This window comes from Nitratidesulfovibrio sp. HK-II (assembly GCF_003402415.2).
Classification (GTDB): domain Bacteria; phylum Desulfobacterota; class Desulfovibrionia; order Desulfovibrionales; family Desulfovibrionaceae; genus Cupidesulfovibrio.
The window spans coordinates 1,671,622-1,697,327 of sequence record NZ_AP036014.1; the positions used below are offsets into that span (position 1 = coordinate 1,671,622).

The following is a 25,706-nucleotide window of genomic DNA, read 5'->3' on the forward strand; positions in this document are numbered from 1 at the left end:
CCGAACCTAGACCCGCGCCACCTCGGCTTCAAATGAAAATTTCATGGGACAAAGGGGGAAAAGGGCCGGAATCTGCCCCAAAGGTTGGGGCATGTTGCCGAAATGAAAGAATGTATGTCTGTTTACAATTTTCGTAATTCACAGTGCTTTTTTGGGGGGTAGAACGCAAGCCGCGTCGTTGCCGGTTTGACGAGGGGTGCGCTAGAAGCAGGATGCGGCGCGGCGGTGCGCCGTGCCGGTCCCTGGCAACCACCCCCCGCCGCCGTGAAAAGCCCGCACCCGCCGGATGTCGCGTTTGCCGCGCCAGCTTTCATCCATGCCCGGAGCAGCCATGACCAGACCATCCCGTACTAGTGACAGGGGCGTCGCCGCCGAATCCGCTTCCGCCGAGGCCTCGTCCGCCCCCGAACTGGCCGCCTGCCGGGACGAGGTGCGCCGCCTGCGCGCGGCCTTCGATTTCGCCAGTGACGGCATCTGGATCACGGCGGGCGACGGCACCGTGCTGGACGTGAACAAGACCTCGTTGGCGCTCAACCGCATCCGCGCGGAAGAAGTGCTGGGGCTGGACGTGCGGGCCATCGTGGAACTGGGCATCGTGGACCGCTCGGCCAGCATCGAGGTGCTGCAACACCGGCGGCAGGTGGGCTTCGTGCAGCAGGCGGGCCGCACCGGGCGGCACCTGTTTGTCACCGGCATTCCCGTGTTCGACGAGGCCGGTGAAATTTCCTTGGTGGTGGTGCACGAGCGCGACGTGACCGACCTGCGCAACATGCGCGACACCATGGAGGAAACCCGCCGCGCCTTCCGCAAGGCAGAAGAGGAACTGACCGAACTCAAGCTGCTGGAACTGGCGGACCGGGACATCGTGGCGGAAAGCAAGGAGATGCGCCAGGTGCTGTCCATCTGCCTGAAGCTGGCCCGGCTGGATGCGCCCGAGGTGCTCATCCTGGGCGAATCGGGCACCGGCAAGGGGCTGCTGGCCAAGTTTCTGCACCGGCACGGGCCGCGCGCCGAGGGGCCGTTCATCCAGGTGAACTGCGCCGCGCTGCCGCCCGCGTTGTTCGAGGCCGAACTGTTCGGCTACGAGCGCGGGGCCTTCAGCGGCGCGCAAGAGGCGCGGGCCGGGCTGCTGGAACTGGCGCGCGGCGGCACCTTCTTTCTGGACGAGGTGGGCGACATGCCCCAGGAAGTGCAGGCCAAATTGCTGAAATGCCTGGACGAGCGTGAATATTACCCGCTTGGCGGACGCGAACCGCGCTCCGTGGACTGCACCATCGTCACCGCCACCAACCGCGACCTGGAACGGGAAGCCGCCGGGCGTCGTTTTCGGCAGGACCTGTACTACCGCCTGTCCACCTACGTGGTGCGCATCCCCCCGCTGCGCGAACGGCCGGAGGACATGCTGGCCCTGGCCCAGCGCGAACTGGACCGCCTGAACGGCGAATTCCGCACCAGCAAGCGGCTGACCCCGGTTTCCATGAGCCTGCTGCAGGCGCATCCCTTCCCCGGCAATGTGCGCGAACTGTCCAACCTGCTCAAGAAGGCCGTGGTCATTGCCGAGGGGGACCAACTGGACGCGGTGCTGGCCGAAACGCTGGGCGCCCGGCCGTCCTTCGCAGGGGCCGCCGGGGGCGCGGTTGGGCTGGAGGAGGAGCTGGCGGCGGTGGAGCGGGAACTGCTGCTCAAGGCCGCCGCGCGTTGCCGTACCACCCGGCAGATGGCGGAATACCTGGGCGTCAGCCAGCCCACGGTGGTGCGCAAGATGGCCCGCCACGGCGTGCGTCTGCCGGAGCGCGGAAAGGAAAGGCCCGGAGTGCGAGTTGGTCGGAAATGACGATTTTGTTTATTTTGAGCTATCCATAACATGCTGAAAAAACATGCGTCAGCATGGTGTGCTTTGCAGGCGTAGGAGCCCATGCCATGCAGAAGCGTGAATTTGCCAAGCCAAGCCTTCAAAAGGAACATTTTTGTAATTTTAAAAATATACATGGTAACACTCTAAAATAAAACATTTTATCTTCACAGTTTCAAGTTTTTGAGCGTCACTGCTTGTCTCTGCTGCGGTAAAGGGCACGGCACTATTTTAGAAAATTACGTTTATGTAACCGTGTTGTTTTGATTCAATAGGGAATCATTATAATATCATGTAAGATAGCTATATTATGTGCGTTATTGATTCAATATAGAATCATAACGGTTTTGATCCTTGTGGTGCTTCTCTGCAAAAGTATAAAATATAAAGATATTTTTCTGTTGGCCCGCTGCTTGCTTTTACGCAGTCATCCCCCTTGCGCTGGCGGGGGGGCAATTCTGCGAAACAGGCGGCACCATCCATGTCCACTTCCTCTTCTCTCCTGGAGCGTCGTCGCACCGCCGTCCCGCGTGGGGTCGGGAACCTCTGCGACTGTTTCGCCGCATCCGCTTCGGGTGCGGTTATCCGCGACGTTGAAGGTCGCGAATACATCGATTTCGTCGGCGGCATCGGCGTCAACAACGTGGGGCATTGCCACCCGGACGTGGTGGCCGCCGTGCGCGACCAGGCCGGAAAGCTGCTGCACTCCTGCTTTCACATCGCCATGTACGAGCCGTACGTGGCCCTTGCCGAGCGCCTTGCCGCGCTGACCCCCGGCGACTTCCCCAAGAAGACCCTGTTCCTGAACAGCGGCGCCGAGGCCGTGGAAAACGCCGTCAAGATCGCCCGGCGCGCCACGGGGCGGCAGGGCGTCATCGCCTTCGAGACCGGCTTCCACGGCCGCACCCTGCTGGCCATGAGCCTGACCAGCAAGGTCAACAACTACAAGCGCGGCTTCGGTCCCTTCGCCCCCGAAGTGTACCGCATGCCCTACGCCTACTGTTACCGCTGCCCCATGGGTCGCACCCACCCCGAATGCGGGCTGGCCTGCGCCGAACACCTGGAAAGCTTCTTCATCGACCACGTGGCCCCGGACCAGGTGGCCTGCATGATCGTGGAACCGCTGACCGGAGAGGGCGGCTTCATCGTTCCCCCGCCCGGCTACTTCAAGCGGCTCATGGAACTCTGCCACAAGCATGGCATCGTCTTCATTTCCGATGAAATCCAGACCGGCGTCGGCCGCACCGGCACCATGTTCGCCATGGAGCAGCACGGCGTGGCGGCGGACATCACCCTGGTGGCCAAGAGCCTTGGCGGCGGCATGCCCATTTCCGCCGTGGTGGGCCGGGCAGAGCTGATGGATGCCCCCGATCCCGGCGGCCTTGGCGGCACCTATGGCGGCAACCCGGTGTCCTGCGCCGCGGGCCTGGCCGTATTGGACGTGTTCGAGAAGGAACGGTTGCTGGAAAGGGGCCGCGCCCTTGGGGATTCGCTGCGGGCCATCTTCACCGCGTGGGCGGGCGAGATGGACTGCATTGGCGACATTCGCGGCCTTGGCCCCATGCTGGCGCTGGAACTGGTGCGTGACCGCGCCACCCGCGAGCCCGCCGGGGCGGAGACCAAGGCCATCGTGGCGCGTTGCCTGGAAAAGGGCTTGCTCATCCTTTCCTGCGGCCACCACGGAAACGTGCTGCGCATGCTGATGCCGCTGGTCATCGGCGACGATGAACTGGCGCGCGGCCTCGCCATCCTGCGCGACGCCCTGGCCGAAACCTTCGGCGGCAAGGGCCAGGGGGCCGCATGACCATCGCTTCCATCAGCCCCACCACCGGCGAAACCCTCGCCACCTTCGAGGAATGGACGCCCGAGGCCACCCGCGCGGCACTGGACCACGCGGGCGCGGCATGGCGGCACTGGCGCGCCGCCGCACTGGAACAGCGCACCGCCGTGCTGCGCGGTGCGGCGGAGATTCTGCGCCGCGACGCCTCCCGTCTGGCCCGCATCATGGCCGACGAGATGGGCAAGCCCGTCAGCCTGGGCGAGGGCGAGGCCGTCAAGTGCGCCGCCGTGTGCGACTACTACGCCGACAACGCCGCCGCCTTCCTGGCCCCCGTGCCCCTGCCCAGCGACGCGACCCGTTCCTACATCGCCTACGAGCCGCTGGGGGTGATTCTGGCGGTGATGCCGTGGAACTTCCCGCTGTGGCAGGTGTTCCGCATCGCCGCGCCCGCGCTGGCCGCCGGCAACGGGATGGTGCTCAAGCACGCCTCCAACGTGCCGCAGTGCGCGCTGGCCATCGAAGCGGTGCTGCGCGAGGCGGGCCTGCCGGAACACGTGTTCCGCACGCTGCTCATCGGCGCACGGCAGGTGGAGTCGGTCATCGCCCACCCGGCCGTGGCCGGGGTGAGCCTGACCGGCAGCGGCCCGGCCGGGGCGCAGGTGGCCGCAGCCGCCGGACGCCACCTGAAGCGCAGCCTGCTGGAGCTTGGCGGCAGCGACCCCTTCGTGGTGCTGGCCGACGCAGACCTGGAGGCCGCCGCATCCGTGGCGGTGACGGCCCGCTTCGCCAATTCCGGGCAGACCTGCATCGCGGCCAAGCGGTTCATCGTCGAGGACGCGGCGCACGACGCCTTCGTACGGCTTTTCGCGGCAAAGGCGGCGGCGCTGGTCATGGGCAACCCGCACGACCCGGCCACCCAGCTCGGCCCGCTGGCGCGCCCCGCCTTCGTCGCGGAACTCGACGCCCTCGTTGCCGCCAGCGTGGCGGCCGGGGCCACGCTGGCCCTTGCGGGCGGCCCGGTTTCGGGTCCGGAAGCCGGGGCAGGCGCGTTCTACCGCCCGGTGATCCTTACCGGGGTGACCCCCGGCATGCCCGTGTTCGACGAGGAAACCTTCGGTCCCGTGGCCGCCGTCACCCGTGCCCGCGACGCGGAGCACGCCGTGGAACTGGCCAACGCCACCCCCTATGGCCTCGGCGGCTCCGTATGGACGCGCGACGCGGCCAAGGGCGAGGCCGTGGCCCGGCGCATCGAGGCCGGTGCCGTGTTCGTCAACGGGCAGGTCAAGAGCGACCCGCGCCTGCCCTTCGGCGGCGTCAAGGCCTCGGGCTACGGGCGCGAACTGTGGGCCTGCGGCATGCACGAGTTCATGAACGTCAAGACCGTGTGGGTTGGCTAAGCCCATCCGGAAGGAGCACGCATGAGTCTTGAGGCATACGCCATCTACAAGAATTACGGCGAGGTGGAGGCCCTGCACAACGTGGACCTGGTCACCGAGCGCGGCGAATTCTTCACCCTGCTGGGGCCTTCGGGCTGCGGCAAGACCACCCTGCTGCGCATCATCGCGGGGCTGGAGCTGCCCGATTCGGGCACGGTGATGCTGACCGGCGGCAACGTGACCACGCTGCCCGCCAACGAGCGCAACGTGAACACCGTGTTCCAGAGCTACGCGCTGTTCCCGCACCTGACCCTTTTCGAGAACGTGGCCTTCGGCATGCGCTCGCGCCGCCTGACCGGCTCGGTGGTGACGGAAAAGGTCATGGCCGCCCTTGCCATGGTGCACATGGAAGACAAGAAGGACCGCCTGCCCAGCCAGCTTTCCGGCGGCCAGAAGCAGCGCGTGGCCTTGGCCCGCGCCCTGGTCAACGAGCCGGAGGTGCTGTTGCTGGACGAGCCCATGTCCGCGCTGGACGCCAAGCTGCGCCACGCCGTGCAGGCCGAGCTGCGCCAGTTGCAGCAGAAGCTGGGCAAGACCTTCATCCTGGTCACCCATGACCAGGAAGAAGCGCTGACCGTGTCCGACCGCATCGCGGTGATGCGCCAGGGCAGGGTGGTGCAGTGCGCCCCCGCGCGCGAACTGTACGAGCGCCCGGTGAACCGCTACGTGGCCGACTTTCTGGGCAAGGCCAACATCATCGCCGGTCGGCGCGCCGAGGGCGGCGTGGAGACGGAACTGGGCCTGCTGCGGCTGGACGCCCCGCCCGCGTGGGAACAGGGCGAACTGGCCATCCGCCCCGAGAACATCGTGTTCCACCCGGAGCGCCCGGCCGTGAACGGCCTGCGCGCCCGCGTGAGCGAGGCGTTCTACCGGGGCGACAGGGTGGAGGTGTGGCTGGAGCCCGGCAACCTGCGCATGAGCGCCGCGCCGCGCCGGGGCATCGCCAAGGGCGACGAGATCTGGATCGAACTGCTGCCGAGCGCGCTGGTGCCCCTGCATGAGTAGCCAACACCATCTCGTCTGGAACGGCGAACTCACCACCCGCCTGCGGCTGATCCGCCGGGGCATGTACCTGGCCGCGCCGGGCATGCTGTGGATACTGCTCTTTCTCGCGCTGCCCAGCGTGCTGCTGATCGTGGTCAGCATGACCACGCGCGGCGACTACGGGCAGATCGAGTGGGTGTTCTCGCTGGACAACTTCACCCGGCTCATGGGCTACAGCAGCTACGGCTGGTCGGCCGACTACCTGTGGATTCTGTTCCGCAGCGTGTGGGTGGCCTTCTGGACCACGCTGGTGTGCGTGCTGCTGGCCTACCCGCTGTGCTTCCACATCGCCAACCGCGCGCCGGAAAAGCGCTATTTCTGGCTGACCCTGATCATCATTCCGTTCTGGACCAACCTGGTCATCCGGGCCTACGCGTGGCTGCTGGTGCTGGCTCCGCAACTGCCCCTGGCCAGGTTCGCGTCCGTGCTGGGCATCATCCCGGACGGATCGCCGCTCTACCCCAGCGCGTTCGCCGTGTACCTCGGCATGGTGGCCACCTTCCTGCCCTTCGTGGCCATGCCGCTGTACGCCAACGTGGAAAAGCTGGACTGGGCGCTGGTGGAGGCCGCGAAAGACCTGTACGCCGGGCCCGCGCGCATCTTCTGGCACGCCATCTGGCCGCAGACGGTGCCCGGCCTTTCCGTGGGCATCACGCTCACCTTCATTCCGGCCATGGGCATGTTCGTGGTGCCCGACCTGCTGGGCGGGGCCAAGTACATGCTGGTGGGCAACCTGATCCAGCAGCAGTTCGGCACCAGTCGCGACTGGCCCTTCGGCGCGGCGGTAAGCCTTGCGCTGATGGTGCTGACCCTGGTGGGCCTGCACATCCACCGCACCAAGGGCGGGGAAGGGGGGGGGGCATGAGGCGCTTTCACTGGCTGGTCCCCTTCCTGGCCGTGGGTTCGCTGGCCTTCCTGTACGTGCCGCTGCTGGCCATCGCCGTGTATTCGGTGAACGCCTCGCGCTTCGGGCTGACCTGGCAGGGCTTCACCCTGAAGTGGTACCAGCGCTTGTTCGCCAACGAGCAGATCCTGGAGGCCGCGTGGAACACCCTGTTCCTGGCCGGGGTGTCCACCGTCATCGCCACGGTGCTGGGCACGGTGCTGGCCATCGGGCTGAAGCGCTACCCCTGGTCGCGCCGGGTGTACGCCATGCTCGACATCAATCTGCACCTGCCCGTGGTGACGCCGGAAATCGTCTTCGCCGCCGCGCTGGCCGTGGCCTTCGGCCTGCTGCGCCTGGTGTTCTCGGTGTTCGAGCCGGGCATGCTGAACATGATCATCGGGCACGTGACCTTTCAGGTGTCCTTCGTGGCGCTGGTGGTGGGGGCGCGGCTGGCCTCCATTTCCACCGACATCGAAGAAGCCGCGCGCGACCTGTACGCCGACAACGCCTACATCATGCGGCACGTCATGCTGCCGCTGCTCAAGCCCGGCATCGTGGGCGGGGCCATGCTGGCCTTCACCCTCTCGCTGGACGACTTCGTCATCAGCTTCTTCACCGCCGGTCCCACCTCGGTCACCCTGCCGCTGTACATCTACGCCACCGTGCGGCGCGGCGTGACCCCCGAAATCCACGCGCTGTCAACGCTGGCGCTCTGTGCCACCGTCATCCTGGTCATGCTCTCGGAGCGGATAACCCGCAAAACCAACAAGGAGTGATCCATGCGCAAGATTCTTCTCATGGCGCTGGCGATGGTCCTGCTCGCCGCAAACATGGCTTTGGCCGCGGACAAGGAACTCCGCATCTTCATCTGGTCCGAGTACATGCCCGAGGACTACATCCCCAACTTCGAGAAGGCCACGGGCATCAACGTGCGCGTGGACCATTACGAGTCCATGGAAGAAATGATCGCCAAGCTCCAGGCGGGCGGCGTTTCGCAGTACGACATCGTGGTGCCTTCCGACTACGTCATGCCCACCATGATCAACCTTGGGCTGCTGGCCAAGATCGACCACGCCAAGGTGCCCAACATCAAGAACCTGGACCCGCTGTTCGTCAGCCCCAAGTACGACGCGGGCAACACCTACAGCGTGGCCTACCAGTGGGGCACCCTGGGCATGATGTACAAGAAGGGCAAGGTGCCCGGCGACCCGCCCTCGTGGTCCGTGATGTTCGACGAGAAGAAGCAGGTGGGCCCCTTCGTGCTCATCGACTCGGTGCGTGAAATGCTGGGCAGCGCCCTGGTCTACATGGGCAAGGACGTGAACACCACCGACCCCGCCGACCTGAAGGCCCTGGCCGAGTTGATGCTGAAGGTGAAGAAGAGCAAATACTTTCAGGGTTTTGAAGTAGGCACCGGCGCGCGCAGCAAGGTGGTGGCTGGCACCGCCGTGGCCGCCATCGTCTACAACGGCGACGGCCTGCGCGCCGTGGCCGAGGACCCCACCTCCGGCTTCGCCAACCCCGCCGAGGGCGCGGTGATGTGGGTGGACAGCATGTGCATCCCCGCCAAGGCTCCCAACCCCGAAGCGGCCCTGAAGTTCATCAACTACGTGATGGACGCCAAGAACGGCGCGGACCTGTCCAACTGGACGCAATACCCCACGCCCAACAAGGCCGCCATGGAGTTCATCACCCCCGACGACCTGAAGAATCCGGCCATCTACCCGCCCAAGGACTACATCAACAAGCTGCAACTGCTGCGCGACTTGGGCAAGGACAACCGGCTGTATGACGAGCTGTGGACCATGATCAAGACCCGATAGGCAGCACGCTTCGTCCTTTCGTTCTCCAGCGTGGTCCGGTTCCGGTTTTCCTCGCCGGAGAACGAAAGTCCTGTCACGCGCCGTCCGGGTGCGTGCAGGGAACGGGGAACAGCACCGCCGCCACGGCGGCGGGATTCGCGACAGACCGTACCAGACAGTTTTTCGATTTCCCGGGGGCGCGTCCCTCCGGCTCCGCAGCGGACCCCGAAAGGGGGGAGCGGGGGGCTACGGCCCCCTGCCCGCCGGAGGCGTCAGATACCAAGGCATACCTGCCCCCCTCACCCCAACACAGGAAGGCCGTATGAGCCGCGACATCGCTCTCGCAAAGCAGGAAGCTACACGCATTCTCGACATCATCCGCCGCCCGGCGGACGCCATCACCCGCGAGGAGCGCGAACGCATCGCCCGCGACACCGCCGAAAATTTCGCCAACCACATCAACAAGGGCTTCCTGCAGTACCGCAAGTCCGTCACCGAATCGGGCGGCTTCGCGGTGACCGAATGGGTTGGCAGCGGGTCGGTCATGCGCGACGCGCTGGACCGCGAATACATCGACATGCTGGGCGGCTTCGGCCTGTACAGCCACGGCATGCGCCACCCGCGCATCGTCGAGGCGGTGAAGGCCCAGCTCGACCGGTCGCCCCAGTACAGCCAGGAGATGCTGGACCCCCTGCGGGCGCAACTGGCCAAGGTGCTGGCCGCGCTGACCCCCGGCGACATCCAGTACGGGTTCTTCGCCAACAGCGGCACCGAGGCCATCGAGGGCGCGCTGAAGCTGGCCAAGTTCTACACCGGCAAGTCGGGCTTCGTGTCCATGCTCAAGGGCTTTCACGGCAAGACGCTGGGGGCGCTGTCGGTCATGGGCAAGTCGGTGTTCCGCGAACCCCTGCTGCCTCTGCTGGGCGGCGTGCAGTTCGCCCCGTTCGGCGACGCCGACGCGGTGGAACGCATTCTTGCCTCGGCCCAGGCCGTGGGCGCGGGCATTGCCGCCGTCATCGCCGAACCCATTCAGGGCGAGGCCGGGGCCGTGGTGCCGCCCGACGACTTCTGGCCCCGGCTGCGCGAAATCTGCACCAGATACGGCGTGCTGCTCATCGCCGACGAAGTGCAGACCGGCTTCGGCCGCACCGGCACCGTGTTCGGCGTGGACCACTGGAACGTCGCGCCCGACATCATGTGCTTCGGCAAGGCCCTTGGCGGCGGCGTGGTGCCCATGTCCGCCTTCATGGCCACGCCGGAAATCTGGAAGGTCATGGAGCCCAACCCGTTCATGCACACCACCACCACGGGCGGCAACCCGCTGGCCTGCGCGTCCGCCCTGGCGGGCATAGAGGTGATGCTGGACGAGGATCTGCCCGGCCAGGCCAAGGCCAAGGGCGAGTACATGCTGGAGCGCCTGCACGACCTGCAGGAACGCTACCCCGGCATCTTCCGCGAGATTCGCGGCAAGGGCCTGCTCATCGGCATGGACTTCCTGGACGGCGAGACCGGCTACAAGGTGGCCGCCGGGCTGTTCGCCCGCAACGTGCTGACTGCGGGCACCCTGACCAACTCCGAATGCATCCGCATCGAGCCCGCCCTGAACACGCCCATGGAACTGCTCGACGAAGTGCTCAACCGGCTGGAGGATGTTCTCCGCCACATCCGTGCCTAACTGATGGCAACTCGGCCTTTTGCCCGCTGGCATCGTCAAACTTCATCAGCCGTTACGGTCAAATACCATAAGAGCGCGATGCGGTCGCCATCCGTAATGCTCGAAGACTCGCATAACGGTTGCCGCATGTTCCCTCCACGGCAGACTCGTTTTCCTTGCCAGCGAACAAAAATCCGAATTGCGGCCGAGACGTTAGTGCTGCACGCCGCCAAAGGAGGCCAGCAATGGACATGAAGCTCTGGATCGACGGCGCGTGGACCGAAGGCGCCGAAGGGCGCACCCTGCCCGTGGAAAACCCCGCCACCCGCGAGACGGTGGGCACCGTCATCGCCGCCACGGCGGCGGACGTGGACAAGGCCGTGGCCGCCGCCAAGGCCGCCTTTTACGACGGGCGCTGGTCGCGCCTGTCGCCCGGCGCGCGCTCGAAGGCGCTGTGGAAGCTGGCGGACCTGCTGGAGGCCAACATGGAGGCCTTTGCCCGCGTGGAATCGGAAGACACCGGCAAGCCGTACGAGTTCCTCAGCCTGGGGGGCGACCTGCCGTTCTGCGTGGACAACCTGCGGTTCTTCTCCGCCGCCGTGCGCGACACGCACGGCCACCATGCCGGAGAATACCTGCCAGGCTACACCTCCATCTACCGGCGCGAGCCGGTGGGGGTGGTGGGCCAGATAGCCCCGTGGAACTACCCGCTGCTGATGGCGGTATGGAAGCTGGGGCCCGCCCTGGCGGCCGGGTGCACGGCGGTGCTGAAACCCGCCACCATCACCCCGCGCACCGCGCTGATGCTGGCGGAACTGACCGCGCAGGCGGGCATACCCGACGGGGTGGTCAACGTGATCACCGGCAACGTGGGCGAGATGCTGGTCAAGCACCCCGACGTGCGCATGGTCAGCCTGACCGGGGCCACGGAAACGGGCCGCTCGGTCATGCGCACCGCGGCGGACACCCTGAAGCGCGTGCACCTGGAACTGGGCGGCAAGGCCCCGTTGCTGGTCTTTGGGGACGCGGACGTGGAACTGGTGGCCGCCAAGGCCTCGCTGGCCGCGTTCTGCAACACCGGCCAGGACTGCACTGCGGCCACCCGCGTCTACGTGCAGCGCGAGAAGCTGGCGCTGGTCACCGACGCGCTGGTGGCGGCCATGCAGGGCGTGGTGGTGGGCGATCCCTTTGACGGGGCCACCCAGATGGGCCCGCTGGTGTCCGCCGGGCACCTGGCGACCGTCGGCGGCTTCGTGGACCGTGCCCGCGCCGCAGGGGCAAAGGTGCTGTGCGGCGGCAAGCCCGCTGCGGGTGCCGGTGCCGGATACTACTACGAGCCCACCGTCATCGTGGATACGGACCAGAAGTCCGAGATCGTGCAGGAAGAGGTGTTCGGCCCGGTGCTGACGGTGATGCCCTTCGACACCGAGGAGGACGCCGTGCGCCTTGCCAACGACGTGGTGTTCGGCCTGGCCTCGTCGGTGTTCACCAGCGACGTGGGCCGCGCCATGCGCGTGTCCGCCGCGCTGGAATTCGGCACCGTGTGGGTCAACGACCACCTGCCCCTGACCTCGGAAACGCCCCACGGCGGCTTCAAGCAGTCCGGCTTCGGCAAGGACCTGTCCAGCGAGGCCGTGGGCGATTACCAGATCACCAAGCACGTCATGATCAACCAGGGGTAGCCCATGTTCATGACACAGGAGGATACCGACGTGAGGCGCACCGCACTCACGCCGCCACGTTTCGCGCCGGTGCGGCTGCCGGTGCGCGCCCCGGCCTGCGACGGGCTGCACATGCCCGCCGAATGGGAACCGCACGCGGGCTGCTGGATGGCCTGGCCGTGCCCCGGCCCGCTGTGGCAGGACGCGCTGGAACCCGCCCGCGCGTCCTACGCGGCGGTGGCGCGGGCCATCGCCCGGTTCGAGCCGGTGACCATGCTGGCCCGCCCGGAAGACGCCCAGGCCGCCGCCACCCTGTGCGGGGCCGCCGTGCCGGTGGTGCCCGCGCCCATCGAAGACGCCTGGATGCGCGATTTCGGCCCCACCTTCCTGGTGGACGGCGCGGGCGGCGTGGCCGGGGTGCACTGGCTGTTCAACGCCTGGGGCCATACCTACGACGAACCCACCCACGACGACGGGGTGGCCCAGCTGATCCTGTCGCGCCTGTCCATGCGGCGCTACGCGGCCCCGTTCATCCTCGAAGGCGGGTCCATCCATGTGGACGGGCAGGGCACCCTGATCACCACCGAGCAGTGCCTGCTGGACCCGCGCCGCAACGCGGGCATGACCAAGGCCGACTTCGAGGAACTGTTCGCCGCGTATCTGGGCGTGCGCAAGGTTGTCTGGCTGGGAGAGGGGCTGGAAGGCGACGACACCCACGGCCACGTGGACATCGTGGCCAGCTTCGCCCGGCCGGGCGTGGTGCTGCTGCACCGCTGCGACGACCCGGACGACCACAACCACGCCGTCTACCAGGACAACCTGCGGCGGCTGGAACTGACCACCGACGCCTGCGGCAGGCCGTTCGAGATCATCACCATCGACCAGCCCGCCCGCGTGGACCACGGCGGCAAGCGGATGGACCTTTCGTACATCAACTTCTACGTGGCCAACGGGGGCATCGTCATGTCCGCCTTTGGCGAGCCGGGCGACAAGCTGGACCGCGCGGCCTGCGAAACCCTGCGCCGGGTTTTTCCGGGGCGTGAGGTGGTGCAGGTCGCCTCGCTGGACATCTTCCGGGGCGGGGGCGGCATCCACTGCATCACCCAGCAGCAGCCCACGGGCAGGCCGTTGCCCCCGTTCTGATCAGACCGACGACATCGCGCTGTCTTCCCTTCCGACAGCGGGCGGCCCGTGGCGCAAGCTGCGGGCCGCCGTGCGTTGGCGCTGCGGCGGGGAAGGAGGGGGGCGCAACCGCGCGGTACGGGTGGTGTGGGCCGTCCAGGACGAGTGAAGGCGGAGAGGGGCGTCAGTCGCGCTTTTTGCGGAACAGGTGGAAGGGATTGGGAATGCGGCCTCGGGCGGAAGGCGTGGTCGCCTCGTCCGGTGCGCGGGCGGGTTCTCCCGCGCGGGGTGCATGGCCGTGCGGCGGCATGCCGGTGCGCGGCGGAGCGCCTGCGGTATCGCTTCCGGCGTCTTCCGGGTGGGCATCGTCCCGGAAGGGCATGGCCTTGGCCACGGAGGTGGCCATGTCGCCCGCCAGATGCACCACGCCGCCCACCCCGTGGGCGGTGGCGCGCGCCCCCTTGCGCACGGCGTCCGCCGTGCGGCGGGCGGTGCCTTCCAGCCCCGACCGGATGCCCGAGGCCACGCCGCCCATGGCCGCCTTGACCACCGCGCGCACCAGCCCGGCGGTCATGCGGCCCAGCAGCGCGGCCGATTCCCGGTATGGGTTCGGGCGCGCCGGGCAGCCGGGCAGCACCGGCGAGAGCATGTTGCGGGTGACGATGCCCACCCGCAGGGCCAGCAGGGCGTTGGCCGATCCGTCCACCAGCGCGGCGGCCAGCAGTGTGCCCACGTGCGAGGCCCCCGGCACCGAGGCCAGCGGCGATGCCGTCAGCAACGGGCCGAGCAGGGCGTGGACATGCTCTTCCAGCCCCGCCTCTTCCAGCGCGCCCGCCGCCAGCGCGGTGCCCGCCACGTTGACGTACAGGCGCACCATGTCGCGCGGGTGGGGCCGCTGGTCGTAGATGGACGAGACGCGCCACACCAGCCGGGCCAGCAGCGCCAGCACGATGAGCGTGTCCAGCCGCCCGTTGCGGGCCACGGCCGTGGAAAGGAAGATGCGCGAGGCGGTACGCTTGGTTTCGCGCAGGGCGGCGGCGTCGAGCAGGCGCAAGAGCGCGGCGGCTTCGGCCACCTCGGCGGCCAGGCCGGGGGGCGGGGTCGATGGATCGGCCCTACCGGTGCGGGAGGCCGTGCGGCCGTCGGGTTCCGCCGCCACATGGGCCACGCCGCCCTCGCGCAGGTGCGGGTTGGCCCGCAGCCGCGCGGTCAGGCGGCGCAGGTAGTCGCGCAGTGCATCCGGGGTGGGGTCCTGCGGCAACACCAGCGGCCGGGGCCGCAAAAACCAACTGGCCCCCAGCCAGGCCAGCGCGGCGAGAAAGGTGGTCATGCCCACCCAGAACACGGCCTGGCCCAGCAGCGGGTGGATGCGCGCTGCAATGTCGGCAAGGGTCAGCACCTGCCCGCCGATGAACACGAGCAGGCTCGCGCACAGGGCGGCGAGAAACAGGAACACGGCTCGGGGAACGAACTGGCGCATGGGAATCCTTGCTGCGGTGTAGCCCGGAGAGGTGCGTGGCCGGGCAACAGACCGGCCACGGCCCGATATGGGGATGTCCTTTCTAGGTGCGACAGCAAGGGGGCATCGTCAAGCCCGGCGGGCGGGCGGCGGCATGGGGCGCGGCGTGTCCGGCCTGGTGTGTCCGGGCGGGTGTGTCCGGGCGGGCGTGTCCGGGCGGGTGTGTCCGGCCGGACGTGTCTGGGCGGGCATGTCCGGACGCATCCGGCTGGGGGAGAGGTCGGAGGGACGTGCGGAGCAGGGGGCGGCGTGCCCTGGGCTACGTATCGCCGTCGCGCGGCTTGTCCTCGAACTGGCGCACCGGCCATGGCAGCACGGCGGCGGCGCTTTCCACGGCGCAGCGCTCCACGGTGGCGAACCAGGCGCGAAAGCGGTCCATGGCCTCGCGCCCGACCGGGGTCAGCCGGTACCCCTCGCGGTTGCTGCCTGCCTTCTCCACCAGCCGCAGGCCCAGGGCCGTCTCGGTTTGTTTCAGCTTGCCCCACGCGGCGCGGTAGGACATGCCCAGCGCCTCGGCCGCCTTCTTCAGCGAGCCGTGTTCGTCGATGGCCATCAGCAGCATGGCGCGCCCCATGCCGAAGACCATCTCGCCGTCTTCCTCCAGCCACAGGTGCAGGCGGACAGTGGGACGGGGGGGGCGAGGGAGGCGAGGGGGGCGCGGAGCGGGGTCCGGGCGGTGGGGCGTGGTGGTCATGCGCGTGTCTCGTGTAGGAAGGGATGCTGTCGGGTGCAACAACGCAACGGATTGGCATGTCTTGACATGTCACGGATGTTGGGCGTCGCGTGACTTGCGTGGATATGTGCTGGTCCGGGCATACGTGCTCATTATGACATAATTGCGGGCCGGTGAAAACCGGCCGCAAGGCCGGGGTGGCGCGCACGTGCCGCCCCGCAGGGGGATGAAACCTGCGGGGCGGGCCGTCGGTGCCCTTACATTCCAAGGAAAGCGCCGACCGGGGGCCGGTCGGCGCTTGTGAACGGCAGGGGCCGGAAGGCTATTTCTTCTTGGCGGTCGCGGCTTCCTTCTTGGCCTGCGCACTCATGTGGCAGGGGCGGCAGCCCGAGAACTGCGGATTCTCGGCGGCCAGCTTCTTGTGGCAGCCGTAGCAGGAACGGTCGGTGTCCTTGGCGTGGTAGGCCACGAACATGCTCATGGTGTCGCGCTCACGCGGACCGGGGGTCGCGTGGCAGTCGGCGTTGGTGCAGGAAACGAAGGGCTTCTTGGGGTCGGGCGTGTCGTGGTGACACTGGTCGCACGCCACGTCCTTGTGGGTGGCGTGGTTGAACATCACGTGCATCCGCTTGGAGGTGCCGTGCTTTAGTTCCATGGCCTTCTTCGGGGCCTTGGCGGCGTCCCCGGCGTCGGCCGCCAGGGCCGTACCGGCCACGAGCAAGGTCAGTGCAAACAGGGAGATGACCAGGTATTTCATCAAACTGCTCCTGCTCAATACATATTCCAGAAGGAAGGTCTGAGCGGGCGCAACTTTTTGCGCGCCGCCACCATGTCCAGGTGCATCATGCCCAGCGCCAGGGCGTCCAGGTTGGGGACGGCCTCGCGTTCCCGCAGGTCCACGGCGGGGCAGTAGGTGTTGCATTTGGTGCACCAGTCCAGCCGTTCGCCACGGGAGGCCTCGGTTTCACGCAGCATTTCCATGGTGCCGCTGACCTCTTTTCCGCACGAGGGGCAGGCCCCCCGCAGGTACTTCCAGCCAGCGCCGCACAGGGAGCAGTGCAGGTGCTTCTTGCCGCCGCCGCCCGCCAGATAGGCGTTTTTCTCGTCCAGCAGGGGCTTGTCCAGCCAGGCGATGGTGGGAAAGGCGCCGCACACCGGGCAGTAGCCCTGTTGCCATGCCCCGTCCTTGTCCCAGGGGGCTTCCCCGTCTTCGGGCAGGGCGTTGGCGACCATGGCATGCAGCACCGGGGACAGCACGAAGCCGGTGACGAACGCAAGCACGTCCGGCTCCACGCCGCCATCCCTGGCGATGGATTCGATGGACCGGCCCGCCACTGCGGCCTCGGCCAGGGCGTCGCGGCTGTCATTGGAGCCCACTGGGGCTTCCGCCGGGGTTTCCACCGGGCGCAGGAAGAAGGCCCGCAACGCTTCCGCGTGCGGCGCCACGGCCTCTATGGTGGTCAGCAGCGGCAGCAGTTCTTCCGCCGCCTGGCGCATGGGACTGGCGGCGCCGGTCAGGGAAACGCCCGCCAGCAGGGATGCCCCTTGCTGGGCGCGGTCCCACTGGAGTTCCGGCAGGCGCAGGCCCGCCTTGCGTACGGAATCCGCCAGCTTTCCGGCCAGCGCATCGCCAGCGGAAAGCAGGGGCTCGAAGGTCCGCAGCACGGGTTCAAGGACAGGACGACGGGCAGTGACATCAGCCAGCGTATCCGCGACACTTTGACGTTTGGCGGCCATGAATGCTCCACGAGAACCGGAGGCCGGGGCCTCCATCAGAGGGTGAACGCGGCGCGCAGGGCGCCCGCAAGGCAGCTACATGAAGCTGGCGTATTCGTAGTAATGCTCTTTTTCTTCCGCCAGCAGGTAGATGACGCTCACGTCCTCCATGTCCACCAGGTGGGCCTTGGGGAAGCGTTCCTTGGCGACCGCCAGGCGCTTCTGCGCCACGGCCAGCACTTCTTCGCGTTCGCCGAAGACCATGGTGCCGGTGGGGCAGGTCTTCACGCAGATGGGCTGCATGCCGGCGGACACGCGGTCGAAGCACATGTCGCACTTGGTGATGCGCTTGGTTTTGGGGTCGATGCGTGGGATGTTGTACGGACAGGCCTCGGCCACGGCCTTGGCGTCGGCCGGGCTGAGCTTGGCCGACTTTTCGGTGGCCAGCACCGCGCCGGTCTTCTTGTCCTTGATCATGGCGCCGGGCAAGGCCATGTCGGCCACGTCCACGCACACCGGGGTCACGCAGTGGCGGCACTGGTCGGGAAAGAAGTTCCAGACCACCACCCCTTCCTTGGTCAGCCGCTCGTTGAAGCGGACAATCTTCAGGTTGTTGGGGTTGAGGTCCGGCGGGTTCTGGTGCGAACCGCGCTGCTTGGTGGCGTTGGCGGGCAGGTCGTGCCATTCCTTGCAGGCCAGCTGGCAGCCGCGACATGCCGTGCATCGGGTGGTATCTACTAAAAATGCCTTGGGCATCGTAGTGCTCCTTGGAGGGGGCGCGCCCCGCGGCGGGGCGCGCCCTGTTCCGGTTAGGCTATTTCGGTCAGCTTGTCGGCCTTGCGCAAGTTGACGAGACAGGCCTTGCTTTCGGGAATGGTGGTGTTCGGGTCGTACGCGCCAACGGTAAGGCGGTTGGTGGAGTCACCGCACTTGGGCGTGGTCCAGCCGTAGGCGAAAGGCATGCCCACGAGATGCACCGTCTTGCCCATGACCGTGAAGGGCCGGATGCGCACGGTGACCATGGCTATGGCCTCCACGCGCCCGCGCGCGCTTTCCACGATCACGCCGTCGCCGTTGTTGATGCCCTTTTCCTTGGCCAGCTCGTGGCTCATCTCGATGTAGAGCTGAGGCTCGGCTTCCAGCAGGTTGGGCACGTTGCGCGTTTCGCCGCCGCCGCACCAGTGTTCCGTCAGGCTGTAGGTGGTGAGCACGTACGGGTAGTTGGGGTCGGCCGCCTTGGCCATCTGGTCCATGTCCGAGGTGTGGAACTTGTACACCGGGCTGGACAGCTGCTTGGAGAACGGGTGGCTGTCCAGCGGGGTTTCCGCGGGTTCGTAGTGCTCGGGGAAGGGACCGTCCAGCCGCCCCGTTCCGTAGAACTGGGCGTAGCCGTCCTTGTTCATGATGAACGGCAGCTTGCCCTTTTCCTTGTCGGCCACGGGCGGCCACGGGCCGTCGGGCACGTCGCCGATCCACTTGGAACCGTCCCATTCGATGACGGCGCGCTTCGGGTTGAAGGGCTTGCCGTTCACGTCCACCGAGGCGCGGTTGTACAGGATGCGCCGGTTCACCGGCCAGCACCACGACCAGTTGGGGAACAGGCCGATGTTGGCCTGCATGGGCGTCTGGCTGGCGTCACGCTTTTTGGACTTGTTGCCGGCTTCTTCGGTGAAGCTGCCAGCGTACAGCCAGTTCAGCGACGAGGTTGTGCCGTCGTCCTTCAGTTGGGCGAAGGCAGGCACCAGTTGCCCGCGCTTGTATTCCTTGTCGCCGATCTTGGTGTCGGCCCAGAAGAAGCCGTTGATGCGGCGAGTCCATTCTTCCGGTTCGAACTTTTCGGTCCAGTGCAGCTTCTGGACGGGGTCGGGCAGGGTGCCGCCCTCCTTCCGGTACAGGTCGCGGATCTTGTTGACCAGCGGCACGAAGATGTCGGCGAAGTTGCGGGCCTGTCCGCCCGGCTCCACCGCCTTGTCGAACCACTGCAACCAGCGGCCGCTGTTGCTGATGGTGCCCGCTTTTTCGATGCGGTGGGCGGACGGCAGCAGGAAGACCTCGGTCTTCTTGGTCTTGGGATCAACGCCGGGGCGCTGCCAGTTGTCCGTGGTTTCCGAGTTGTGCAACTCGGAGCAGACCAGCCAGTCCAGCTTGTCCAGCGCCGCGCGCATCTTGTTGGTGTTGGAGAAGCTGTTCATGGGGTTGACCCCGAAGATGAACCCGCCCTTCATCTTGTCATGGTACATCTTGTCCATGACGTACATGTACGAGTAGTCCACGCCGGGTTCGAGCTTCGGCAGGTAGTCGTAGCAGAAGTCGTTTTCGGGCGTGGCAGCGTCGCCGTACCAGCCCTTCAGCTGGCTGACCACGTACTTGGGCCGGTTGCCCCACCAGTTGGCGCTGTTCTTCAGCGTGGTGACCGGGGTGTTGGCCTTCTGGTATTCTGCCAGGCTCTGCAGCGGAGCCGAGGGCATGGGGTTGTAACCCGGCAGGATGTGGTACAGCAGCGCGTGGTCGGTGGAACCCTGCACGTTGGGTTCGCCGCGCAGGGCGTTGATGCCGCCGCCCGCGATGCCGATGTTGCCCAGCAGCAGCTGGATGAGCGTGGAGGTGCGGATGTTCTGCACGCCCACGGTGTGCTGGGTCCAGCCCAGCGCGTACAGGATGGTGCCCGCCTTGTCCGGCGTGCCGGTGGCGCAGAACGCGTCGTACACGCGCAGCAGGTTTTCTTCAGACACGCCCGTGACGTCCGAGACGTTCTTCAGCGTGTAGCGTTCGTAGTGCTTCTTCATCAGGTTGAAGACGCACCGTTCGTTCTTCAGGGTTTCATCGATGACCGGACCGCCGTCGGGACCCTTTTCAAAGGCCCACTTGGACTGGTCGTACTTGCGGGTCTTGGGGTCGTACCCGCTGAAGACGCCCTCGTTGAAGGCATAGTCCTTGCCCACGACAAAGGCGGCGTTGGTGTAGTTGAAGACGTAATCCTTGAAGTAGAGTTCCTTTTCAAGGATGTGCTTCACCATGCCGCCCAGGAAGGCGATGTCCGTGCCCGAACGCAGGGGCACGTGGAAGTCGCACCGGGCGGACGTGCGGGAGAACTTGGGGTCCACGTGCATGAGCACTGCCCCGTTGTCCTTGGCCCGCATGATCCACTTGAAGGCGACAGGATGGTGTTCCGCGGCATTGCTGCCGATAATGAGCACTGCATCGCTATTCTTGATATCGATCCAGTGGTTCGTCATAGCCCCGCGACCGAACGACTCTGCCAGAGCCGCAACAGTGGGACTGTGTCAGACCCGGGCCTGGTGGTCCATATGGACAACACCCAGGCCGCGCATGGCTTGATGGATGACGGCGCATTCCTCGTTGGAGGCGTGCGACGTGCCCATCATGAAAATGGATTCAAGGCGGTTGACGGTCTGGCCCTTTTCGTTCTTGAGGATCATGTCCTTGTCGCGGGCGTCCTTTACGCGGCGCGCGATCTGGTTCAGGGTCCAGTCCCAGTCCTTTTCCACCCACTTGTCGCTGAACGGAGCGCGGTACATCGGCTTCGTCAGGCGGTGCGGGTTGGTGTACATGGAGAACAGGGCGGCGCCCTTGGCGCACAGCGCCCCTTCGTTCACGGGGAAGTCGGGGTCGCCTTCGGTCGAAACGAGCTTGCCGTTGCGCACGTAGGCGATGATCTGACAACAGACGGAACAGAAGGGGCAGACGCTGCCCACTTCCTTCGCGCCCTCGATCTTGAGCTTGCTGGCATACGCCTGCGCTTCAGCAAGATCGAACCCAAGCTGGCCGAGCGAAAGGCCGACAGCGCCCACGCCCACAAGCTTGAGAAAACTCCGCCGCGTAGTTTTCATGATCCTCTCCTTGTTATGGCCCTTCACACACCGGAGATGGCCGGTGGCCCCTCCTTGCAGGGTCCGTAGACCATGCAGAATCCGTCGAACCGTGCGCGCGGCCGTGCGCGCTTTCCCCTTGCGGGGCGGGGAAACGACACGATGCCGCCGGGCGCGTACGGGAGGCGACGCCGTTGCGGTTCCGCAGGCCCACTGGTCAATCGCGTGCGCCTGCTTCGGCTGCGCGCGGTCGGTACGACCCCTCGGTTCTGCGGGGATGATGGCCCGGAGCCAACTCCGCATCGTATCTTTGCGGTCACCATAACAGAAATTTGGGCGATTACAAGAAAATATTAATACAAATCGGATAGTTAAATGCAGCATATGCGCAGATTTTGTCACGGGACAAGAGATGCTGTTGTCGTCTTTGGTGCTTTAGAGTTATTATTAGTGATAATTTATCGATATTTGACGTTTTATGTTGTTATCCGCTGTTTTTATCGCCAAGAATTGCCTGAAAATACTAAAAGTAACCCATGCTATGGATGATCCTAGCCTGATATAGGCTGTCACTCCGGATGGTTGTTTAGGAGATGATGTGTTGTTTCTGTAACATGGTGTCATGTTTTAATTAACATTAAGCGTGCGTTGACCGTGACATGCCAGGGCTGATACATATCCAAGCTAGGAGTGCCTGCATACCCAGTCCGGCCATGCCCTTCTCTTTGCGTCCGAGAGGGCTCCACACACGACTGCGGCAACGCCGGAATGCTGCCTGTCCCTTCACGGGAGCAGAAGCACATGCAAGGTCACGAGCACGATCTTTCGATCGTACCGGTCCACGATGCCGTGGGCATGATGCTGTGTCATGACATGACGCGCATCGTGCCCGGCGTCGAAAAGGGGCCGGGGTTCCGCAAGGGGCACATCATCGCCCCCGAGGACATTCCCCTCCTTCTGCAAATGGGGAAGGAGCACGTCTACGCCCTGCGCCTTGGCGCGGGCCAACTGCACGAAGACGATGCCGCCATGCGTCTGGCGCGCGCCGTCGGCGGTGCGGGCGTGGCCCCCGATGCCAAATGCGAGGGGCGTGTCAACCTCATCGCCGAGCACGACGGGCTGCTGCACGTCGATGTTCCCGCCCTGGGCCGCCTGAACGGCCTGGGCGAGCTTGCCGTGTCCACGCTGCACGGCCTGTGCGCGGTGCGCGCGGGCCAGATGGTGGCGGGCATGCGCGTCATCCCCCTTGTCGTCCACGAACGGTTGCTGCACGAAGCCGAACGCGCCCTTGACGGTGCGCCGGTGGTTTCCGTGCTGCCCTTCCGCCGTGCCCGCGTGGGCATGGTGACCACGGGCAGCGAGGTGTTCCACGGCCGCATACAGGACAAGTTCGGCCCCGTGGTGCGCCGCAAGTTCGCCGAACTCGGCAGCGAGGTGGTGCGCCAGGTGCTGGTGGCCGACGACCGCGAGGCCACGGCGCGGGCCATCCGCGAATTGGTTGACGAAGGGGCGGACATGGTCGTCGTCACCGGCGGCATGTCCGTGGACCCAGACGATCAGACCCCGGCGGGCATCAGGGCCGCCGGGGCGCGTGTCGTCGCCTACGGGGCCCCGGTGCTGCCGGGCTCCATGTTCATGCTGGCGTATCTCGGCGAGGTGCCCGTCATGGGCCTTCCCGGGTGTGTCATGTACCACCGGGCGTCGATATTCGACCTGGTGGCGCCCCGGCTGCTGGCCGGGCTTGCCGTCACCAGGGAGGACATCACCGCGCTCGGCCATGGCGGCCTGTGCCTCGGCTGCCAGGAATGCCGGTATCCCGCCTGCCCGTTCGGCAAGGGGGCGTAGCCCCGCCGGACCGGCGGAACGGGAGGGGCGGCGGCCAGCCGCCCATGCAGGAAAGGGCGAACCATTCGCCCGCGACGGATTGGGCGGCATGCCCGCCCGCGCAACATGCAACGGACAGATCCACGGAGGCCAGGCTCATGATCAACAAGCATTTTATCGTCAACGGCATACCCCGCAACCTCGTCGTCGATCCGGAAGCGACGCTGGCGGACGTGCTGCGCGGCCAACTGCTGCTCACCGGCGTCAAGGTGGGTTGCGGCGAAGGGCAGTGCGGCGCGTGCAGCGTCATCCTTGACGGCAAGGTGGTGCGTTCGTGTGCGTACAAGATGCGCCGCCTGCCCGACGGCGCATCGGTGACCACCATCGAGGGCGTGGGCAGCCCCGACTGCCTGCACCCGCTGCAGCTGGCCTGGGCGGCCCACGGCGGCGCGCAGTGCGGCTTCTGCGCGCCGGGGTTCATCGTTTCGGCAAAGCAGTTGCTGGAAGAGAACAAGAGCCCCAGCCGCGACGACGTGCGCGACTGGTTCCAGAAGCACCGCAACGTCTGCCGCTGCACCGGCTACAAGCCTCTGGTCGATGCGGTGATGGACGCCGCAAAGGTGCTGCGCGGCGAAATGAAAGCCGACGCCCTCGCCTTCAAGATTCCCGCAGATGGTCGCATCTGGGGAACCAAGTACCCCCGCCCCTCCGCCATTGCCAAGGTAACGGGCACCTGCGACTACGGTGCGGACCTGGGCCTGAAAATGCCCTCCGATGCGCTGCACCTTGCGTTGGTGCAGGCGGAAGTGTCGCATGCCAAGATCCTGTCCATCGACACCGCCGAAGCGCAGAAGATGCCCGGCGTGCACAGCGTGCTCACCCACAAGGACGTCAAGGGCAAGAACCGCATCACCGGCCTGATCACCTTCCCCTCCAACAAGGGCGACGGCTGGGACCGGCCCATCCTGTGCGACGAGAAGGTGTTCCAGTACGGTGACGCCATCGCCATCGTCTGCGCCGACAGCGAAAAGCACGCCCGCGCCGCCGCCGAAAAGGTGAAGGTGCAACTGGAAGAACTGCCCGCCTACATGAGCGCTCCGGCCGCCATGGCCGAAGACGCCATGGAAATCCACCCCGGCACCCCCAACGTGTACTTCACCCAGAACATCGCCAAGGGCGCGGACACCAAGCCCATCTTCGACGGGGCCGACGTGGTGGTGGAAGGCGACTACTACGTAAGCCGCCAGCCGCACCTGCCCATCGAGCCGGACGTGGGCTTCGCCTACACCGACGGCGAAGGCCGCCTGGTCATCCACTCCAAGTCCATCGGCCTGCACCTGCACCTGTACATGATCGCCCCCGGCCTTGGCCTTGAACCGGAAAAGATCGTCATGGTGCAGAACCCCACGGGCGGCACCTTCGGCTACAAGTTCAGCCCCACCATGGAAGCCCTGGTGGGCGTTGCGGCCATGGCCACCGGCCGCCCGGTGCACCTGCGCTACAACTATCGCCAGCAGCAGAACTACACCGGCAAGCGCTCGCCGTTCTTCGTCAACGCACGCTACGCCGCGGACAAGACCGGCAAGATCAAGGCCATGGAAACCGACTGGACCGTGGACCACGGCCCGTATTCCGAGTTCGGCGACCTTTTGACCCTGCGCGGCGCGCAGTTCGGGGGCGCGGGCTACGGCATCGCCAACATCCGGGGCCAGGGCCGCACAGTGTGCACCAACCATGCTTGGGGGGCCGCCTTCCGGGGCTACGGCGCGCCGGAAATCGAGTTCCCGACCGAAGTGCTGATGGACGAACTGGCCGAAAAGCTGGGCATGGACCCGCTGGAACTGCGCTACCTGAACGTCTACCGCAAGGGCGACACCAACCCCACCGGGCAGGACCCGGAAGTGTACAGCCTGCCGGAAATGATCGATATCCTGCGGCCCAAGTACAAGGCGGCGCTGGATGCGGCCAAGGCCGGTTCCACGGCGGCGGTCAAGAAGGGCGTGGGCGTTTCCGTGGGCGTGTACGGCTGCGGCCTTGACGGGCCGGATACCTCGGAAGCCGATGCCGAACTGAACCCCGACGGCACCGTGACCATCTACAACTGCTGGGAAGACCACGGCCAGGGCGCGGACATGGGCAGCCTGGGCACCGCCCACGAGGCGCTGCGTCCGCTGGGCATCGCGCCGGAGAACATCCGCCTGGTGCTCAACGACACCAGCAAGGCGCCCAACAGCGGCCCGGCGGGCGGCAGCCGGTCGCAGTACGTCACCGGCAACGCCGTGCGCGTGGCCTGCGAAAACCTGGTGGAAGCCATGCGCAAGCCCGGCGGCTTCCGCACCTACCAGGAAATGGTAGACCAGAAGATCGCCACCAAGCATCGCGGCGCATGGACGGCGGCGGGCACCCACTGCGATGAAAACGCGCAGGGCAAGCCCTTCACCTCCTACATGTACGGCGTGTTCATGGCCGAAGTGGCCGTGGAACTGGCCACCGGCAAGACCACGGTGGACAAGCTGACCCTGGTGGCCGACATCGGCAAGGTCTGCAACAAACTGGTCACCGACGGCCAGTTGTACGGCGGCCTGGCTCAAGGCGTGGGCCTGGCCCTGTCCGAGGACTACGAGGACCTCAAGAAGCACGCCACCATGGCGGGCGCAGGCGTTCCGTACATCAAGGACATTCCCGACAACATCGAACTGATCTACGTGGAAACCCCGCGCGGCGACGGTCCCTTCGGTGCGTCGGGCGTGGGCGAGCTGCCACTCAGCGCGCCGCACGCGTCCATCATCAACGGCATCTACCACGCCTGCGGCGTGCGCATTCGCCATCTGCCCGCCCTGCCTGAAAAGGTGCTGGCAGGCCTGAAAGGCGCGTAAGACGTAAGGAACACGGCCCCGGGGTGGACGC

At 66.3% G+C, this 25,706-nt stretch carries 18 protein-coding genes; 12 read left to right on the forward strand and 6 right to left on the reverse strand.

Features of this window, described 5'->3' with window-relative positions; translation table 11 throughout:
• The first annotated feature begins 331 nt into the window (after positions 1-331).
• The 10 genes from RVX_RS06730 to RVX_RS06775 all read left to right on the forward strand — a co-directional run bounded on the left by RVX_RS06730 (position 332) and on the right by RVX_RS06775 (position 13,258).
• Complete coding sequence (locus RVX_RS06730; RefSeq protein ID WP_230404441.1) at positions 332-1,834, forward strand: sigma-54 interaction domain-containing protein; 1,503 nt, start codon at positions 332-334, stop codon at positions 1,832-1,834.
• A 499-nt stretch (positions 1,835-2,333) separates the two neighbouring features.
• A complete protein-coding gene (gene gabT, locus RVX_RS06735) occupies positions 2,334-3,656 on the forward strand; it encodes a 4-aminobutyrate--2-oxoglutarate transaminase (protein ID WP_116305246.1) in 1,323 nt (440 codons plus the stop codon).
• On the forward strand, positions 3,653-5,029 hold the full coding sequence (locus RVX_RS06740) for an NAD-dependent succinate-semialdehyde dehydrogenase (RefSeq protein ID WP_116305247.1): 1,377 nt from the start codon (positions 3,653-3,655) through the stop codon (positions 5,027-5,029). The genes gabT and RVX_RS06740 overlap by 4 nt, the downstream gene beginning before the upstream one ends.
• Positions 5,030-5,050: 21 nt before the next feature.
• Complete coding sequence (locus RVX_RS06745) at positions 5,051-6,073, forward strand: ABC transporter ATP-binding protein (RefSeq protein ID WP_116305248.1); 1,023 nt, start codon at positions 5,051-5,053, stop codon at positions 6,071-6,073.
• Complete coding sequence (locus tag RVX_RS06750) at positions 6,066-6,977, forward strand: ABC transporter permease (RefSeq protein WP_116305249.1); 912 nt, start codon at positions 6,066-6,068, stop codon at positions 6,975-6,977. The genes RVX_RS06745 and RVX_RS06750 overlap by 8 nt, the downstream gene beginning before the upstream one ends.
• Positions 6,974-7,774 (forward strand): ABC transporter permease, encoded by an 801-nt coding sequence (locus RVX_RS06755; protein ID WP_116305250.1) that lies wholly within the window; start codon positions 6,974-6,976, stop codon positions 7,772-7,774. Before RVX_RS06750 ends, RVX_RS06755 begins: the two co-directional genes overlap by 4 nt.
• 3 nt (positions 7,775-7,777) lie before the next feature.
• A complete protein-coding gene (locus RVX_RS06760) occupies positions 7,778-8,821 on the forward strand; it encodes a polyamine ABC transporter substrate-binding protein (RefSeq protein WP_116305251.1) in 1,044 nt (347 codons plus the stop codon).
• A 301-nt stretch (positions 8,822-9,122) separates the two neighbouring features.
• Entirely contained in the window at positions 9,123-10,475 is a 1,353-nt protein-coding gene (locus tag RVX_RS06765) for a putrescine aminotransferase (RefSeq protein ID WP_116305252.1), read from the forward strand.
• A 224-nt stretch (positions 10,476-10,699) separates the two neighbouring features.
• Entirely contained in the window at positions 10,700-12,136 is a 1,437-nt protein-coding gene (locus tag RVX_RS06770) for an aminobutyraldehyde dehydrogenase (protein WP_116305253.1), read from the forward strand.
• Positions 12,137-12,166: 30 nt separating this feature from the next.
• Entirely contained in the window at positions 12,167-13,258 is a 1,092-nt protein-coding gene (locus tag RVX_RS06775) for an agmatine deiminase family protein (protein ID WP_116306424.1), read from the forward strand.
• Between the two features lie 163 nt (positions 13,259-13,421).
• Here RVX_RS06775 and RVX_RS06780 read toward each other — a convergent pair whose 3' ends face one another.
• The 6 genes from RVX_RS06780 to fdnG all read right to left on the reverse strand — a co-directional run bounded on the left by RVX_RS06780 (position 13,422) and on the right by fdnG (position 20,996).
• The gene (locus RVX_RS06780) at positions 13,422-14,717 is read right to left on the reverse strand and encodes a DUF697 domain-containing protein (protein ID WP_116305254.1); all 1,296 of its coding nucleotides are present in this window, start codon (positions 14,715-14,717) and stop codon (positions 13,422-13,424) included.
• A gap of 298 nt (positions 14,718-15,015) precedes the next feature.
• Positions 15,016-15,450 carry a winged helix-turn-helix domain-containing protein gene (locus RVX_RS06785; protein ID WP_230404442.1) on the reverse strand — a complete coding sequence of 145 codons (435 nt, stop codon included), beginning with the start codon at positions 15,448-15,450 and terminating at the stop codon, positions 15,016-15,018.
• A 301-nt stretch (positions 15,451-15,751) separates the two neighbouring features.
• On the reverse strand, positions 15,752-16,186 hold the full coding sequence (locus RVX_RS06790) for a cytochrome c3 family protein (protein ID WP_116305256.1): 435 nt from the start codon (positions 16,184-16,186) through the stop codon (positions 15,752-15,754).
• 14 nt (positions 16,187-16,200) lie between these two features.
• Positions 16,201-17,166, reverse strand: coding sequence for a formate dehydrogenase accessory protein FdhE (locus tag RVX_RS06795; RefSeq protein WP_116305257.1), 966 nt, complete (start codon positions 17,164-17,166; stop codon positions 16,201-16,203).
• A gap of 75 nt (positions 17,167-17,241) precedes the next feature.
• The gene (locus tag RVX_RS06800) at positions 17,242-17,901 is read right to left on the reverse strand and encodes a 4Fe-4S dicluster domain-containing protein (protein ID WP_116305258.1); all 660 of its coding nucleotides are present in this window, start codon (positions 17,899-17,901) and stop codon (positions 17,242-17,244) included.
• A 53-nt stretch (positions 17,902-17,954) separates the two neighbouring features.
• Positions 17,955-20,996 carry a formate dehydrogenase-N subunit alpha gene (gene fdnG / locus RVX_RS06805; protein WP_116305259.1) on the reverse strand — a complete coding sequence of 1,014 codons (3,042 nt, stop codon included), beginning with the start codon at positions 20,994-20,996 and terminating at the stop codon, positions 17,955-17,957.
• A 780-nt stretch (positions 20,997-21,776) separates the two neighbouring features.
• Here fdnG and RVX_RS06810 point away from each other — a divergent pair.
• Together RVX_RS06810 and RVX_RS06815 are read left to right on the forward strand one after the other, a co-directional pair.
• Positions 21,777-22,820, forward strand: a complete 1,044-nt coding sequence (locus tag RVX_RS06810) for a molybdopterin-binding protein (protein WP_116305260.1) — start codon at positions 21,777-21,779, stop codon at positions 22,818-22,820.
• Between the two features lie 137 nt (positions 22,821-22,957).
• Positions 22,958-25,675, forward strand: coding sequence for a molybdopterin-dependent aldehyde oxidoreductase (locus RVX_RS06815; protein WP_116305261.1), 2,718 nt, complete (start codon positions 22,958-22,960; stop codon positions 25,673-25,675).
• Positions 25,676-25,706: the final 31 nt, after the last annotated feature.